Raw genomic sequence first — 15,891 nt, forward strand, 5'->3', positions numbered from 1 at the left:
CGGTGGCTGCCATCAAAATGCGGACGCACCTAGGGCGTCAGAGCGCAGAAATCGGTGGTTTGACGAGGTCGGCAGGCACTGCGCTGGCAAAGCGCGCTGCACCATGGGTCGGCTGGGCGGCCAGCGGGATGCTGGAGTGAAGCGTCAGCAACTCGGGGTTGGCCAGCGTCGAGTGGCAGATGCCGCAGGCCGTGCAATGGCCTTCATGCTGGTGGCAGTCGCTGTCGGCGGCCTTGGCGCTGCAGCTGACGGCCCCTGCAGGGCCTGCCTTGTGGGACGCGGCCATGTGGTGATGCGGCTGTACGTCGGCCGCGAGGCTTGCATGCGCATGGTGCACAGCGGCTGCCATGGCGGCCACTTCGTCCAGGCTTTGCGTCTGAACAAGCGCATGTCCCATGTGATGGGACTGGTCGGTGCTCTGCTCCATGGCCATGGCATCGCCTGCCAGGCCGCGCAGGGCCAGCAGCAAAACCAGGAACAAGGAGAAAAAGCGACGCATGGGCTGAATGATAGCGAAGGGCGGGGTTTAGTTCCCCGCCCGGTGCAGTAAATCGTAAATTAGATAGCTGCTTGCGCTTGCCCATCAAGGGCTAAGATCGAATTTCATTCATTTTCAGGCTTGTTACCCCAATGGCGCAGGCGCAGGCCGTTGGCGACCACCAACAGGCTCACGCCCATATCGGCCAGCACGGCCAGCCACATGCTGGCATTGCCGCTGACGGCCAGAACGAAGAAGGCCAGCTTGATGCCCAGGGCCAGGCTGATGTTCTGCCAGAGCACGCTGTGCGCGCGCTGCGAGAGATCGACCACCTCGGGAATGCGGCGCAGGTCGTCGTTCATGAGCACCACATCGGCGGTCTCCATGGCCATGTCGGTGGCGTGCATACCGCCCATGGCAAAGCCTATGTCGGCCTGGGCCAGCGCCGGCGCGTCGTTGATGCCGTCGCCTGTCATGGCCGTGGGGCCGATGTCGCGCTGCAACTCGCTCAGGGTCTTGAGCTTGTCCTCGGGCAACATATTGCCGCGTGCATCGCTGATGCCTGCTTCCGCAGCCACCGTGCGCACGGTGGCGCTGTTGTCGCCGCTGAGCACAATGGGCTTGACGCCTAGCTCCTGCAACCGGGCCACGGCCGCCTTGGCCTGGGGACGCAGCGGGTCGGCCACGGCAAACAGCGCCTGCACACCCTGCTCATTGGCCAGCAGGGTGACGGTGCGGCCCTGTTGCTCCTGCAGCATCAGCGCAGCCTGGAGTTCGGCACTGTCCCAGCCTTGCTCGCCTACCCAGCGCAGATTGGCCAGCGTCCAGCGTTCACCGCCGATCTGTGCCTGCACGCCGCGGCCGGGCAGGGCTTGCAATTGCTGTGCTTCGGCAAAGCCCTTGCCGACCTGGGCTTCCAGCCCCTGAGTAATCGCGCGCGATACCGGGTGGTCGGAGCGCGATGCCAGCGCGTAGGCGCGGGCGGCGGCGTCATCGCTGCTTGCCGCCCCCCAGTTCTGCCAGTCCACCAGCTTGGGCGAGCCTGTAGTCAGCGTGCCGGTCTTGTCGAGTGCAATCGCCTTGAGCTGACGGGCCGACTCCAGTGCGCTGCCACCCTTGATGAGAATGCCGCGCTTGGCGGCTGCCGTGAGCGCGCTGACCACGGTGACGGGGGTGGACAGCACCAGGGCGCAGGGGCAGGCGATGACCAGCAGGGCCAGGGCCTGGTAAGCGGCCTGATGCCAGCTCCAGTCCAGCAGCCAGGGCGCGAGCAGGCCCAGGGCAATCGCCAGCACCAGCACGATGGGGGTGTAGATCTCGGCAAAGCGGTCGACAAAGCGCTGGGTGGGAGCCTTGGAGGACTGCGCCTGCTCCACGGCATGGACGATGCGCGCAATCAGGCTGTCGCTGGCCGGGGCAGTCACGCGCAGCTGCAGCTCGCCATCCTGATTGATGGAGCCCGCATAGAGCTGGTCGCCCGGGCTTTTGTGCGCGAGCGCGCTTTCCCCCGTGATGGGGGCCTGGTTGACCGAGCTTTCCCCTTCGGTGACCAGACCGTCCAGCGGCACGCGAGCGCCGGGCGTCACGCGCAGCACGGCGCCCAGGGGCACTTCGCTGGCGGCCATGCGCACAGTGCTGCCGTCGGGCTGCAGCACATCGGCGGTCTCGGGCGCAAGTTGCAGCAGATTGCGGATGGCCAGGCGGGCCTTGTCCATGGCCTGGTCTTCGATGCGCTCGGCCGCTGCATAGAGCGCCATGACCATGGCGGCTTCTGGCCACTGGCCGATGATGAAGGCGCCCGTGACGGCCACGGCCATCAGGGCATGAATGCCGAGCTTGAAGCGCAGCAAATCCTTGAGGCCAGCCTTGTAGACGCCCAGGCCCGACAACGCTATGCCCAGCACGGCCAGCGCCATGCCCAGGTATTGAAGCGTGGAGTTGGCGCCGTCGCCGCCAAACCAGTGGCAGGCCTCGGCCGCCAGAGCTGCAGCCAGAGCGGCATAGATGCGCGGCCAGCCGGGCAGCACGCCATGGTCGTGACCATCACTCTCATCGTGTGCCTGGCTCTTGGCCGGCTCGCTGATGGAAAACGGGGCGCAGCAGCCCGTGCCGCAGGTCGATGCGGCGGTGGCGGCGACGGGTTTGGACGTGGCGGGCGCATGGGCATGCTCATGCTCATGATCGTGGTCATGGGAGTGACCGCTCGGGCCGCCGCCATGGGCGTGGGTGGACAGGCTTTCTTGCTTCATGGCAGTATTGAAAACAATAAAGTCACTTCAAGGTCAAGCATGTCCCTCAATTCGCACGATATTCCGCGCTGGCGTATAGGCGAGGCGGCCAGGCGTTCCGGCATCGCCGCGGCCAATATCCGCTATTACGAGAAGGAGCAACTGCTCTCGCCCGGCGTGCGCGAGGACAACCAGTACCGGCTCTACACCGATGGCGATGTGCACCGCCTGCGCTTTATCCGCCTGTGCCGGGCCATGGATATGTCGCTCGACGAGGTGCGCACCCTGCTGGCGCTCGATGGTGCGCGCAAGGCCGATTGCGTGGCGGCCAACAAGACCCTGGATTCCCATCTGGGCCATGTGCGCGAGCGGCTGGCCGAACTGCAGGCCCTGGAGCACGAGTTGATGCAGCTGCGCAGCCAGTGCGACGGCTCGGACAGCTTCTGCCACATCATCGAGGCCCTGCATGCCCAGGCCGACGAGCCGCTGCCCCAGGGCCTGCAGGGCAGTGCTGCGGCAAAGCGCCATGTCTGACAGAGTGAAACTGTGGCTGCTGCGCCCCTACCCTGAAGTGGACGCTATCATTCCTGCATGAGCTGGAGTGAAACCACCATCAAGCTGCCGGGGCGGATCTGGGCTGCGCTGGGAGCGCAGGCCCTGGCATGGTGGCGCAGTATTTATCTCACCGCCATGCTGCTGGTGCTGATCAGCTCGCCGTCCAGCTATCAGAAGCACGGGCGGGCCATGCTGGCCCAGCAGATGTATGCGCAGACCGCTCCCATACTCACGGGCTTTACCGCGCTGGCAGCCCTGCTGTGTGCGGTGATTGCGCGCATCGTCATCGTCACCGCGCAGAGCTATGGCCTGTCGCGCTACGCGATGGATCTGGTGGTGCGGGTGATGGTGATCGAGCTGATACCGCTGACGGCCGCGCTGTTCGTGGCCATGCGGTGCACCATTCCGGCCGGCGTGCAGGTGGTGCAGATGCGTACCCAGGGCCAGCTTGCGAAGTGGAAGACGCAGGGCATTGACCCTGTCCGAGCGGCGCTGGTGCCGCGTGCGGCTGCGGGAGTGTTTGCGGCCGTCACGCTTGCCGCGCTCAGTTGCATCGTGGCCTTGGTCACCGTGTATCTGAGCGTCTATGGCTTCAGCCTGGCCGGCTTTGCGGCCTACACGCGCATCTTCGGCCAGATCTTCACGCCGTCGCTGACGCTGGTGTTTGTGCTCAAGACCTGGTTTTTCAGCCTCACGGTGGCCGTCATGCCGCTGGCGTCCGCCATGTACACGCCGGTTGCGCGGCACCGGCAGGGCGGGGCGGAGCTGGGCGGTTTTGCACGCATGTTTGCCGTGTTGCTCCTGATCGAGGTGATCTCGCTCATGGGCAACTATTACTGAAAAGGATGGAGCCATGAGCGAAACGCGTATGGCCGAGGAGCAACTGATCGACGAGGAGTTGCTCAGCCTCAAACCCGTCGCGCATCTGCGCGCCAAGGCTGCAGCGCTGCTGGCGCTGACCCTGATCTTGATTCTGAGTGCTGCCGCCTATCTGCTCTATGCGCGCGGGGTGTTCGAGCCCACGCAGCGTCTGGTGCTGACGGCCGACGACTCCGAAGGCGTGGTCGTGGGCATGGACATGACCTTCTCGGGCTTTCCCATAGGCCGTGTGCACAAGATAGAGCTGGCCAAGGACGGCTCGGTCCGCATTCTGGTCGATGTGACCGAGAAGGACGCCCACTGGCTGCGCCAGTCCAGCGTCTTCACACTGGTCAAGGGCCTGGTGGGTGGCACCACCATCAAGGCCTATACCGGCATGCTGGACGATGCCCCGCTGCCGCCGGATTCCGTGCGGCCCGTGCTCAGCGGCGATGCCACGGCCGAGCTGCCGCAGATCATCAATTCCGCCAAGGAGGTGCTGGCCAATGTGGCGGCGCTGACCGCCACGGATTCGGCCCTGGGCGGATCGCTGGCCGAAGTGCGCAAGCTGGCCGAGCGCATGCAGGGGCAAGGCGGCGTTCTGGGGGCGGTGCTGGGCAGCGACGAGGAAGCGAAGAAGGTCGGCCAGATGCTCGAGCGCGCCAACTCCCTGCTTGGACGCATGGACCGCATGGTGGCGCGTGCCGACAGCCAGGTCTTTGATGCGAATGGCGTCATGCCCCAGGTCAAGGCCACCATGGAGCAGCTCAACGGCTTGCTGGCCGATACGCGTAAAAGCATGGCCAAGGTCGATGCCGTGCTGGCCGATATGCAGGTGGTGGGCAGCAACGCGCGCGAGGCCTCGACCGATCTGGGGGCGCTGCGCGCGGAAGTCGAAAGCAATCTGCTGAGGCTGGAGTCCGTGCTCAACGATCTGCAGCGCAAATGGCCGTTTTCCCACAAGCCGGAGTTGAAGCTGCCATGACGCAAAAAATCAAAAAAAACCAGACTCCAGGCCAATGGGGTAGAGCGCTGGCTGCTATATCCGTCATGGCGCTTTCGGCCTGTGGCAACCAAATCCCGGCACCCGATTGGGCCTTGAGTGCCGAAGCTGCGGCGCAAAAAGCCAGCCAAGCCTATTTGCAGGGGCAGCAGCGCGTGGAGGCACTGCAATGGCAGAAGGCGCGCGATGCCGTGGCCAGCACCGGCCAACCCGCACTGGCCGCCAAGCTGGAGCTGATGCGCTGCGCAGCGCAGGTGGCCAGCCTGGACTGGAACAGCTGCCCGGCCTATGAGGCGCTGGCGCAGGATGCGGGCAAGCCAGAACAAGCCTATGCCCGCTATCTGCAGGCGAGTCCGCAAGCCGGTGATATCGAGCTTTTGCCCGAGGCGCAGCGCGGCGTGGCGCGGCAGCTGCTCGGCGGCGGCGCAGCTGGCACTGCCCTGGCAGAGATCAAGGATCCACTATCGAGACTGGTGGCTGCAGGCGCGCTGCTGCGTGGCGGCGCGGCGGACCCGGCCCTACTGCAGCAAGGCGTCGATACTGCTTCGGCGCAAGGCTGGCGCAGGCCTTTGATGGCCTGGCTGCTGCTGCAGCTCAAGGCAGCGCAGCAGGGCGGCGATGCGGAGCAACAGGCGCAGTTGCAGCGTCGGCTGAAGCTGTTGGAGACATCCGCGCCCAAGTGAACAGGCTGCCTGTCATCGGCTTGGAAAGGAAAAAGCGAGGCACAGGCCTCGCTTTTTGTGGATGGCGAGCCAGAGGCCCGCTCAAATCCGGTGCTTAGAAGCGGTGACGGATACCGGCGATCAGGCTGGTGCCGGTCTTGGGGTTGGCATCGGTCACGCGGTCGTACATCAGAGCGGTGTAGACATCGGTGCGCTTGGACAGGAAGTGGTCGTAGCCCAGGGTCGCTGTGGTGCGGGTGGCGTCGGTGGCCGCTTCGTACTTGGTGCGGGCCACGGCGGCCTTGACGGTGCCGGGGGTGCCGGAGACCGGAATATCCAGACCCAGCGAGTAGGTCTTGCTCTTGCTATCCAGATCCTTGACCTTGGCCTGGCCATAGGTGGCGTAGAGCTTCACGACGTTGAAGTTGTAGCTGCCGCCGACCATCCAGTCGCTCTTGGTAGGCATGACTGTGCCGCTGCCGGGGTTGGTGATCTGGTCACGCTCGTAGAAGGCCGTCAGGCTCAGAGGACCGTTGAAGTACAGGGCGTTCACGCCGACGTTCTTCTTGCTCTTGTTGCCAGGAGTCGTTTGTTCGCCGAACTGGTAGTAGACATTGGCAGTCAGACCACCGAAGCTAGGTGTCGTGTAGACCAGCATATTGCTCCAGCCGGTGTCGGCGGGCGTTGTCAGGCGGTTGCCGCCCCAGGCTGCGGTGGGCGTGTTCGCGTGCAGCACCAGAGGCGAGATGGTGAACGAATCGCCGAAGGGGTTGGTCAGAATGGTGGGCAGGAAGTTGGGCGCCTTGTCGCGGCCCAGGCCGATGCGGCCGAAATTGCCGTTCAGGCCGATGTTGGCATCGCGCGAGAAGAAGGTGTCGCCGGGGAAGCGGCCTGTTTCACCCGTGTCCATGCGCATGAAGGCGGTGATGTTGAAATCGACCTTGAGGCCGCCGCCCAGATCTTCCGTGCCCTTCAGGCCCCACCAGGAAGTGGTCATGCCGCCGGAGCCGACAACGCCCTTGCGGTCCTGGCCAGCCATCTTGACGGAGCCGGCATACATATCGGCCAGACCGGTCAGTTGCACATTGCTCTGGGCATAAGCGGCGCCGGAGCAGGCCAGGGCAGCAGCCATGGCGATAAAAGCGGTCTTCATGAGTGTCCTCTCGAGTTAGATATTGGATTTACGTTTTGAAATATAGCGGGGGTTTGTATACAGCTTGCTCTGCAGTTCCGCGGAAGCCGATGAAATCATCTTTTCAGCGATATGACAGTGGTTTTTTTACCTCAAGGACCCAGGGAAACCACTTGTGTGCACCGTCTTGGTGCTATCGATATTGCTGTGCAGAGCGCCCAGCCCAAGCCTGTTGCGCGAGAGTGAGTGCTGATGGTTTGTGGCATCGGGAATAACAGTCATTCCTGAAAGACCGGGTTCGGCCGCATCCTGCACGCTTGCCCTGCCAGAGCCAGAATCAGGGTTGACCCCAGGAGTCATCAGCGCCCGGCTATCCTGAAGCCTGCGCGACCTGCCTGCTCCTGAGCTGGCGGGCTTGCACCGCGATGCGAGGCAGGCGCTGCCGTATGCCTGTGCGACCTAGGCTGCGATGGCATACGGCCCGCTGTCTGAGGCACTAATTTGAACCTTTTTTGAAAAAAGTGCGCGTTTTCCCAGGGGAGGCGGTTTTTACTCCCTATAATTCGCTCCATCGACACGGAATGTAGCGCAGCCTGGTAGCGCACTTGCATGGGGTGCAAGGGGTCGCGAGTTCGAATCCCGCCATTCCGACCAATTTGAAAAGGCCTGTGATGTAAATCACAGGCCTTTTTCAATATCTGTCCGGCTTGAAGGCGCGCACATCATGCTATTAAAGCTGCAGCGTCATGAGTCCGCCATGGTTGATAACCGGATCAGTTGCTTGAGTTGCAGTGTTCGCAAGAACGGGTCAAAAATCGGTTACAATAGCATCATCGACACGGAATGTAGCGCAGCCTGGTAGCGCACTTGCATGGGGTGCAAGGGGTCGCGAGTTCGAATCCCGCCATTCCGACCAAATTGAAAAGGCCTGTGATGTAAATCACGGGCCTTTTTCTATTTCAGCTCTCCTGTTCGAGGAAAGCATCGAGCATGCGCATGTATTGCGACTTTGGGGGCCTCATCCTTCAATCTGCGGCTCGGGCCTGAGCCAGAGCCAGAGCAGCACGCAGGCCATGATGCTCAGCGTCATGGCTGTGAGCCATGGCTTGTACGAGAAATACAGAATCAGCAGGCTGCTGGCGCCCATGCTGAGGGTTGCCGTCCATTTGGCGCGGCGGCTGACCTTGCCGCCGGTGTCCCAGTTGTGCAGCAGCGGGCCGAAAGCACGGTGTGCATAGAGCCAACGGTGCAATCTGGGTGAGCTGCGCACTGCCGCCCAGGCGGCCATCAGTATGAACACTGTGGTGGGCATGCCGGGGACCACGGCGCCTATCAGCCCCAAAATCACGCAAACCAGCGCAAACGCAATTAGCAGATAGCGCAATGGCGCGGAAAGCAGCTTGGGCTCCAGGTGCGGTTCTTCGCGAGGGGGTTCGGGCGGTGGTGGCAGATCGTTCATGAGACAGAAGGTGGGCTGCAGAAGCTGGTGAGGCTGCAGCCGGGCACGGTTCCCATATTAGTCAGCATTGCAGCCCGTTCGGGCTTTGTGGCTGCAGAGGCTGGCGGTATTTGTCACGTCCTTGTCCCGGCTTGCGCGGAGTGCAACCGCATAATCGCTGCGCATGGCCTGGCGACCGACTGGCGACCAGCATGGAATTGATTCAAGGAGCAAGACAATGAGACCCACCCCGAGCGCCGATATGCCCGATGTGATTGCCGAAGTCCGTGGCAAGCTGGGCATGATTACGCTCAACCGTCCCAAGGCGCTCAACGCGCTGTCCCTGGGCATGGTGCGTGATCTGCTGGGCACTTTGCTGGCCTGGCAAAAAGACGACTCGATTTTGGGCGTGGCCATTCGTGGCAGCAACAAGGAAGGGGTGTTCGGGGCGTTTTGCGCCGGTGGCGACATCCGCTTTCTGCATGCAGCGGGCAGCAGCGGCAATCCTCAGCTCGAAGATTTCTTCACGGAGGAATATGCGCTCAACCATCTGATTCACAGCTTCGGCAAGCCCTATATCGCTTTCATGGACGGCATCGTCATGGGCGGAGGCATGGGCATCAGCCAGGGCGGCTCGCTGCGCATCGTGACCGAGCGCACCAAGATGGCCATGCCCGAGACGGCCATTGGCCTCTTCCCCGATGTGGGGGGCGGCTATTTTCTCTCGCGCTGCCCTGGTGCCGTAGGCGAATGGCTGGCCTTGACCGGCGACACCATCGGCGCGGGCGATGCCCTGGCTTTTGGTCTGGCCGATGGCTGCATTCCCGCCGAACAGCAGGCAGATCTGTGGGAGACCCTGGCGACCACGGATTTCGCCAATTTGGAGGCGCTCAATGCCGTGGTTCGCTCCCGTTTTGTGAGCGCCGATCCCAAGACAGCCGAGCATCGTGAGGAAATAGATGCCTGTTTTTCTCAGCCCACGGTAGCCGCTGTGGTGCAAGCCTTGCAGGCCGGCAGCGACTGGGCCCAGGCCGAAGCCGCCACGTTGCGCAAGCGCTCGCCGCTGATGCTGCATGTGGTGCTGGAGCAAATCCGCCGTGCGCGCCAGATGACGCTGGCCGAAGATCTGCGCATGGAGCGCGATATGGTGCGCCACTGCTTTTATCTGCGCCCTGGTCGGAGCGAAACCGTAGAGGGCATCCGCGCATTGGCGGTGGACAAGGACCACAGCCCGCGCTGGAATCCTGCCAGCATCGAAGAGGTGAGCGATGCCGAGTGGCAGGCGTTCTTTGACAGCCCCTGGCCTGCACATTCGCACCCGCTGGCTGCGCTGCAAGGCTGATCCTGCTCTCAATCAAAACAAAGCCAGACGGGTTCGATGCTGTCGGGCTTTGTTTTTTAATAGCTATCAGCGCTTTACTGGTAAGCGTTTGATGGCATTTTTAGTATCAGTTCAGGATGGCGGGCGCGGATGCTTGTCAGGGCCAGGGTCTGCAAGACTCGCAAGCGCCTGGGCCAGCAGTGCTATCGAGCGGGGGGCACATCCCTCGGCATCGTTGCTGATGGTCACGAAAGCGGGTTGACCGGCACCGGTGATGCCGGCAATCGTGCGGGCCAGCCGCTCCCTGGTATGCAGGTCTTCGCTGAGGATCTCGTTGAACGGCTGGTGCTTCTTCTGGGCATCGGCATAGCCATAGGCGCCAAAGAGGCGATTCAGATTCCAGCGGCACACCAGCGGCCCGGGCCACAAGGCACGCAACGTGGGCAGCTGCTCTTCGATGGGAGGCATCTTGCCGTGCAGCCCCAGGCAGTAGGTCGCGCCATGGAGCTTGAGTGTCTGGGGCAGTGCCGAGGTCAGCAGTTCAGGGTCTCTGACCTCGACGGCAACGACGACATGCGGGTGTGCTTTCAGCGCCTGTTTCACGGCGGCCAGCAGAAGGCCCAGCTTGTCCATCAACAGACCGGGGCGGCTGAGCAGACTCCAGGGCAGGGGGCTGAGCTGAAAGACCAGCACGCCCAGTTTGCTGCCCAGCCCTTCGAGAGTGGGCTCCACAAAATGCTCTATGGCCAGGTGAGGGTCCAGAAACGCGGGGTTGGCTTCGCGTGGCTTGCCTTGCTCGCTGCGTACCTGGGCATCGGTAATGCCGGCCGGGCATTTGACGACAAAGCGAAAGTCGGCATCGACCTGAGCGGCAAAAGCGGCATATTGGCTGGCCGTCAGCGGCCTCCAGAAGGTGCGGTCGACGCAGACGGTGCGCAGCAACGGGTGCTGGTGATACGCTGTGAGGCCTTTTTTGGCCAGCACGCTGCTGTCATAGGCTCCGTCCCAGACCAAGCCGTCCCAGCCCGGATAGGACCAGGTCGAGACGCCCATGCGCAGCAGGGGGGGCAGTTGTGCGGCCAGCTCCTGGTACTGCGCGGCTGCCGGGGCCAGGGCAATCGCGCCGCGTCTGGGTTTGCGTTCACCTGGGCCATCGGCCTGCGGCGCCTTTTCAGACAGTGCTTTGCCGGTGCCGTCTCTGGGGGGAGGCTGCTCATCGGCAAAAAAATCGTCCTGGAAGGTATCGGTCATGTCGCAATAATTTTAATGAAATTGGCCTTCCACGCTTTCTCATCAATGGAAAGCAGCTATGGAAAGCATAGTTTTAAGGTTTGCTTGCACTTCTGCCGGATATCAAGCGCAGTCTGGCGGCATGCCTATGGCAAACTCATTGGCTTCCTGTGTTGAACGCCGTGGGGCGAATATCGAATGCAAAAAATCATTGGTCAGATTGCTCAAGAACTGAATGTCAAGCCGCAGCAGGTGAGCGCGGCAGTGGAGTTGCTCGATGGTGGCGCCACGGTTCCGTTTGTGGCCCGCTACCGCAAGGAAGCCACGGGCGGTTTGGACGATACGCAGCTGCGCACGCTGGACGAGCGCCTGACCTATCTGCGCGAGCTGGACGACCGCCGCGAGACGGTGCTCAAGGCCATTGACGAGCAGGGCAAGCTGACCGATGCGCTGCGCCTGGCGATTGCCAGTGCACCGACCAAGCAGGAACTGGAGGACATTTATCTGCCCTTCAAGCAAAAGCGCCGCACCAAGGGTCAGATTGCCAAGGAATTCGGCATCGAGCCGCTGGCCGACAAGCTGTTTGCCGACCCCACGCTGGACCCGCACAAGGAAGCCGAGGCTTTCTGCAAGCCCGCGACGACGCTGGACGACGGCAAGCCCGGTCCCGACTTCAGCACCACCTTTGCCGTGCTGGACGGCGTACGCGACATCCTGTCCGAGCGCTGGGCCGAGGACCCGGCGCTGGTACAGAAGCTGCGCGAATGGTTGTGGGATGAAGGCCTGCTCAAGTCCAAGAAGGTCGAGAGCAAGAACGAAAACGACCCCGAGGTTGCCAAGTTTCGTGACTACTTCGAATACGATGAGCCCATTGGCCGCGTGCCCTCGCACCGTGCCCTGGCGGTGTTCCGCGGTCGTGCACTGGAGGTTCTCGAAGCCAAGCTGGTGCAACCGGTCGAGCCTGAACCGGGCCAACCCAGCCTCGCCGAGGGCAAGATCGCGCTGCACCTGGGCTGGAGCCATGCCAAGCGCGCCGCTGACGATCTGATTCGCAAATGCGTTGCCTGGACATGGCGCGTGAAGCTGAGCCTGTCCACCGAGCGCGACCTGTTCAGCCGCCTGCGCGAAGACGCCGAGAAGGTGGCTATCAAGGTGTTTGGCGACAATCTGCGTGACCTGCTGCTGGCGGCACCCGCCGGCCAGCGTGCCGTGATCGGCCTGGACCCCGGCATTCGTACCGGCGTCAAGGTGGCCGTGGTGGACAGCACCGGCAAGCTGGTGGATACGACCACCATCTACCCGCATGAGCCGCGCCGCGACTGGGATGGCTCGCTGGCCGTGCTCGCCCGTCTGGTGGAAAAGCACGATATCAATCTGATTGCCATCGGCAATGGCACAGCCAGCCGCGAAACCGACAAGCTGGCGGCAGACCTGATCAAGATCGCATCCAGGGCCGACAAGAAGATCGAGAAGGTAGTGGTGAGCGAGGCCGGTGCCTCGGTCTATTCGGCCAGCGAGTTTGCGGCGCAGGAAATGCCCGATATCGACGTGAGCTTGCGTGGTGCGGCATCGATTGCCCGTCGCCTGCAGGATCCGCTGGCCGAGCTGGTCAAGATCGACCCCAAGAGCATTGGCGTGGGCCAGTACCAGCACGACGTGAACCAGAGCGAGCTGGCCCGCCAGCTGGATGCCGTGGTCGAGGATTGCGTGAACTCCGTGGGTGTGGACCTGAACACCGCGTCTGCCCCGCTGCTAACGCGCGTTTCCGGCCTGTCGGGCTCGGTCGCCAAGTCGGTGGTGCGCTGGCGTGATGCCAATGGTTCGTTCAAGAACCGCAAGCAACTGATGGAAGTAGCCGGTCTGGGAGCCAAGACTTTCGAGCAGGCCGCAGGCTTTCTGCGCATTCGCGGTGGCGACAATCCGTTGGATGTCACTGGCGTTCACCCCGAAACCTATCCGGTGGTCGAACAGATCATCCTGGCCACGGGTAAGCCTGTGGATCAGATCATGGGTCGTGGCGAAGTGCTCAAGTCCCTGAAGCCGGAGCAGTTTGCCAACGACAACTTCGGTGCTGTGACCATCAAGGATATTCTCGGCGAATTGGAGAAGCCCGGCCGTGATCCGCGTCCTGACTTTGTGGTCGCCCGCTTCAATGATGGCGTGGAAGACATCAAGGACCTGAAGGAGGGCATGACGCTGGAGGGCACGGTCAGCAACGTGGCCCAGTTTGGCGCATTCGTGGATCTTGGCGTGCATCAGGACGGACTGGTGCACGTGAGCCAGATGAGCCACAAGTTCATCGAGGATGCGCGCGAAGTGGTCAAGACCGGGCAGATCGTCAAGGTCAAGGTGCTGGAAGTCGATGTGGACCGCAAGCGCATCAGCCTGACCATGAAGCTCGATGCGGCTCCCGCACGTCGCGACGGCCCGCGCGACAACCGCTTTGAAGGTGCAGGCCGCGGCAACAGCTATGGCGGCGGCAGCCGCGGTGGCTATGCGCAACCCCAGCGTGGTAGCCAGCCCACACAGCAAAATGCAATGGCATCAGCTTTTGCGAAGTTGCAGGGACTGAAGAAATAATCTCCCACCAGGCCGCCATCGAATCCAGATTACAGGCGGCCTTTTTGGTGGGAGCAGAACAATGCGCAAAGCGAGGGGGCGGGTGATATTGCCGGCCATAGGCGTGGCGTTGCTGGTGGTCTTTATCGGCGCCAAGATGACATCACGCGGCTGGATATCGCTGGACAGGGTCAAGCAGAAGGCCCAGGCCCAGGTGCCGGCGCCCGTGGTTTGGCCGCCGGCCCTGGCGCCAGAGGGCGATGGCTTGTGCCACACCGTCAAGCTCAATCTTGCACAGGTCGACAAGGCCCAGGAAGAGGGCATCGACATAGATCAGCAGCGGCGCTGCATCACGCGCGCTGCGATGGCCGAGCATGAGATGGCCAAAGTGCGTCACGCTGCCGCTGGCAAGCAGCACGAGAGCCAGCGCGGGGAGCAGGCGCGGATCGAGCAGGTCGTTGAGCAACAGATCGCATCGGGTGAAATCACTCTGCAGAATCTGATGCAGGCGCGCGCCGGCAAGGCAACCCGGATCGCGACTGCCCTGTTGCCGGCAGCGCATATGCCCGTCAGGTCTATGCCCGAGCCGCCGTCGCGGTTGTTTGTTCCCATGAGCTATCAGAGCGGCGACCTGAAGCTCAAGGCCTTTGTCACGCCGGATCCCGGTGATGGCAGGAAGCAGCCTTTGATGGTCTGGTTGACGGGGGGGGATACCAATAGCCTGGACGATTTCTGGAGTGAAGGCCCTGCTACCAATGATCAAAGTGCCAGCGCGTTTCGCAAGGCCGGCATGGCGATGCTGTTTCCCACGCTGCGCGGCGGCAATGACAATCCTGGCCAGCGTGAGTATTTCTGGGGAGAAGTGCAGGATGTGGCCGCAGCCATCCTGCAGGCCGCGCAACTGCCTTATGTCGATCCGGCCCGCATCTATCTGGGCGGGCACAGCACCGGTGCCACGCTGGCGCTGCTGACGGCAACGGCAGGTTTGCCGGTGCAGGGGGTGTTCGCTTTTGGTCCGGTGGACGAGGTCAGTGGCTATGGCTGGCCTGTGAAATGGGATCTGATCTCGCCGGATGAAAGGCGCTTGCGCTCCCCCATGCACTGGCTGCATGCCATCAAGAGCCCGACATGGATTATTGAGGGCAGCAAAAGCCCAGGCAATATCAATAGCCTCGACAATATGTGTGCGGCACGAAAGTCGAATAAGCTGCATTGCGTCTCGGTTCAGGGGGCTGATCACTTTTCCGTGTTACAACCTTTGACTCGCAAACTTGCTGGTCAGTTGGTCATGGGCCTGCCCGTGCAGCTGAAAAGAGATGAACAGCTCTGATATTCCCATGAGCCTTCTTTTGTTCACTTCGGGGGGGCGACAACCCGGTCGTCGCTTTTGATCCAGATGAGTCGCGTCAAACCCTTGAGCCTGTCAACTCTGCTGGAGCAGCATGTATTGCTGCCCAGCCAGCCGCGCGCGGTTGCGCTGCTGTCGAGTGAGCTGCGCAAGCCGGAGCCCGGCATGCGCAGTCTGGTGCAATTGTTTTCCACCGATCCGGTCCTGACGGCACGCCTGCTGGCTGCGGCCAACGGGCCGGCGCACCTGCTGGGCCAGCGTGTGCACAGCATTCCCGAAGCGCTGGTGCTTCTGGCGCCGGCTCAGTTGCGGCAGATGGTGCAGAAGGCGACCCCTGTCAGCGCGTCTCATGTCTCGGCGGGCTGGAGTCTGGCTGGCTTCTGGCGCTATAGCCTGGACACGGCACGCATGGCACGCGCGCTTGCCATGTCGGTTCAGGCCAATGCCTCGCAGGCCTACGCATTGGGGCTGTTGCATGGTTTGGGGGAGTTGCTGCTGCAGGCCGCTGATCCAGATACATTCCTCAGGCTTTCCGAGCTCCTGGAGCCCATGCATCCCAGGCGTGCGCAGGTGGAAATGCAGCTGATGGGCTATTGCTCGGGCCAGATCACGGCCCATCTGGCGCGGCAGTGGAATTGTCCGGACCTCATCAGCGACGCGTTCCAGTTCATGCATGCGCCTATGGAGCAGCCTGTTTTCGAGCCTTTGACGGGAGTGTTGCATCTGGCCATCTGGAGGGCATCGACCCGCGCGCTCAACTGGGGCGAGCGCCAGCTGGCAGTGACATTTCCTGCAGAAACCGGACTGGCTCTGGGCATGGACATCGATATGGTGCTGCGTCAGGCATCCATAGACTGGCATGCAGGCTCACTGGATGTTCAGTTTTAGGCCCCAATGCCGCCTGCGACGAGGTTGTTGACGTGTTCAGGGCAGATCTCGTCAGAAATCCGTGGTTATCCAAATTGCTGTTTTTCTTACGCTGAGTTGCAGTTTTAATTGCTAAAAACTATCTAATGATGAATTGGGGAGTTTTTCTCTATGCGGTGTCTTGGGCACCCTCTGGAGCTCTCTGCAAGCAA

At 62.4% G+C, this 15,891-nt stretch carries 14 protein-coding genes and 2 tRNA genes; 10 read left to right on the plus strand and 6 right to left on the minus strand.

The genetic code is table 11. The annotated features are described in order from the left end of the window. Nucleotides 1-37 precede the first annotated feature (37 nt). Nucleotides 38-499, minus strand: coding sequence for a hypothetical protein (locus O987_RS09030; protein ID WP_043371787.1), 462 nt, complete (start codon nt 497-499; stop codon nt 38-40). Nucleotides 500-603: 104 nt separating this feature from the next. Next, the gene (locus O987_RS09035) at nt 604-2,727 is read right to left on the minus strand and encodes a heavy metal translocating P-type ATPase (RefSeq protein WP_043371790.1); all 2,124 of its coding nucleotides are present in this window, start codon (nt 2,725-2,727) and stop codon (nt 604-606) included. A 39-nt stretch (nt 2,728-2,766) separates the two neighbouring features. Between O987_RS09035 and O987_RS09040 the strand changes: the two genes are divergently transcribed. Genes O987_RS09040 through O987_RS09055 form a run of 4 tightly spaced genes read left to right on the plus strand, consistent with a single transcriptional unit; the run spans nt 2,767 to nt 5,805 of the window. Further along, nucleotides 2,767-3,240 (plus strand): Cd(II)/Pb(II)-responsive transcriptional regulator, encoded by a 474-nt coding sequence (locus tag O987_RS09040; RefSeq protein WP_003057078.1) that lies wholly within the window; start codon nt 2,767-2,769, stop codon nt 3,238-3,240. Nucleotides 3,241-3,297: 57 nt separating this feature from the next. Beyond that, a complete protein-coding gene (locus O987_RS09045) occupies nt 3,298-4,101 on the plus strand; it encodes an MlaE family ABC transporter permease (RefSeq protein WP_003057076.1) in 804 nt (267 codons plus the stop codon). Between the two features lie 13 nt (nt 4,102-4,114). Beyond that, on the plus strand, nt 4,115-5,104 hold the full coding sequence (locus tag O987_RS09050; RefSeq protein ID WP_003057075.1) for an MlaD family protein: 990 nt from the start codon (nt 4,115-4,117) through the stop codon (nt 5,102-5,104). Next, complete coding sequence (locus O987_RS09055; RefSeq protein WP_043371791.1) at nt 5,101-5,805, plus strand: hypothetical protein; 705 nt, start codon at nt 5,101-5,103, stop codon at nt 5,803-5,805. Before O987_RS09050 ends, O987_RS09055 begins: the two co-directional genes overlap by 4 nt. Before the next feature lie 94 nt (nt 5,806-5,899). Here the strand turns inward: O987_RS09055 and O987_RS09060 are convergent, their stop codons facing one another. Continuing rightward, on the minus strand, nt 5,900-6,937 hold the full coding sequence (locus tag O987_RS09060) for a porin (RefSeq protein ID WP_003057071.1): 1,038 nt from the start codon (nt 6,935-6,937) through the stop codon (nt 5,900-5,902). Between the two features lie 556 nt (nt 6,938-7,493). Between O987_RS09060 and O987_RS09065 the strand changes: the two genes are divergently transcribed. Further along, nucleotides 7,494-7,570 (plus strand) — tRNA-Pro (locus O987_RS09065). A gap of 185 nt (nt 7,571-7,755) precedes the next feature. Further along, nucleotides 7,756-7,832 (plus strand) — tRNA-Pro (locus O987_RS09070). Nucleotides 7,833-7,934: 102 nt separating this feature from the next. Here O987_RS09070 and O987_RS09075 read toward each other — a convergent pair. After that, on the minus strand, nt 7,935-8,375 hold the full coding sequence (locus O987_RS09075; protein ID WP_043371794.1) for a YbaN family protein: 441 nt from the start codon (nt 8,373-8,375) through the stop codon (nt 7,935-7,937). Between the two features lie 217 nt (nt 8,376-8,592). On the opposite strand from O987_RS09075, the gene O987_RS09080 reads away from it, so the two are divergent. After that, nucleotides 8,593-9,696, plus strand: a complete 1,104-nt coding sequence (locus tag O987_RS09080) for an enoyl-CoA hydratase/isomerase family protein (protein WP_003057068.1) — start codon at nt 8,593-8,595, stop codon at nt 9,694-9,696. A gap of 111 nt (nt 9,697-9,807) precedes the next feature. On the opposite strand, the gene O987_RS09085 is transcribed toward O987_RS09080, so the two are convergent. Next, nucleotides 9,808-10,926: a DUF72 domain-containing protein gene (locus O987_RS09085; protein ID WP_043371797.1), complete on the minus strand. Its 1,119-nt coding sequence runs from the start codon at nt 10,924-10,926 to the stop codon at nt 9,808-9,810. A gap of 177 nt (nt 10,927-11,103) precedes the next feature. Between O987_RS09085 and O987_RS09090 the strand changes: the two genes are divergently transcribed. Continuing rightward, nucleotides 11,104-13,485 (plus strand): Tex family protein, encoded by a 2,382-nt coding sequence (locus O987_RS09090; protein WP_003057064.1) that lies wholly within the window; start codon nt 11,104-11,106, stop codon nt 13,483-13,485. Between the two features lie 142 nt (nt 13,486-13,627). Here the strand turns inward: O987_RS09090 and O987_RS29405 are convergent, their stop codons facing one another. Then, the gene (locus O987_RS29405; RefSeq protein ID WP_235214314.1) at nt 13,628-13,840 is read right to left on the minus strand and encodes a hypothetical protein; all 213 of its coding nucleotides are present in this window, start codon (nt 13,838-13,840) and stop codon (nt 13,628-13,630) included. Between O987_RS29405 and O987_RS09095 the strand changes: the two genes are divergently transcribed. Both O987_RS09095 and O987_RS09100 read left to right on the plus strand, forming a co-directional pair. Beyond that, nucleotides 13,829-14,794, plus strand: coding sequence for an alpha/beta hydrolase family protein (locus O987_RS09095; protein ID WP_235214321.1), 966 nt, complete (start codon nt 13,829-13,831; stop codon nt 14,792-14,794). The two genes, O987_RS29405 and O987_RS09095, sit on opposite strands and share 12 nt — an antisense overlap. A gap of 66 nt (nt 14,795-14,860) precedes the next feature. Then, on the plus strand, nt 14,861-15,700 hold the full coding sequence (locus tag O987_RS09100) for an HDOD domain-containing protein (RefSeq protein WP_003057060.1): 840 nt from the start codon (nt 14,861-14,863) through the stop codon (nt 15,698-15,700). Nucleotides 15,701-15,891 lie beyond the last annotated feature (191 nt).

Source organism: Comamonas testosteroni TK102, assembly GCF_000739375.1.
Taxonomy (GTDB): Bacteria; Pseudomonadota; Gammaproteobacteria; order Burkholderiales; family Burkholderiaceae_C; genus Comamonas; species Comamonas brasiliensis.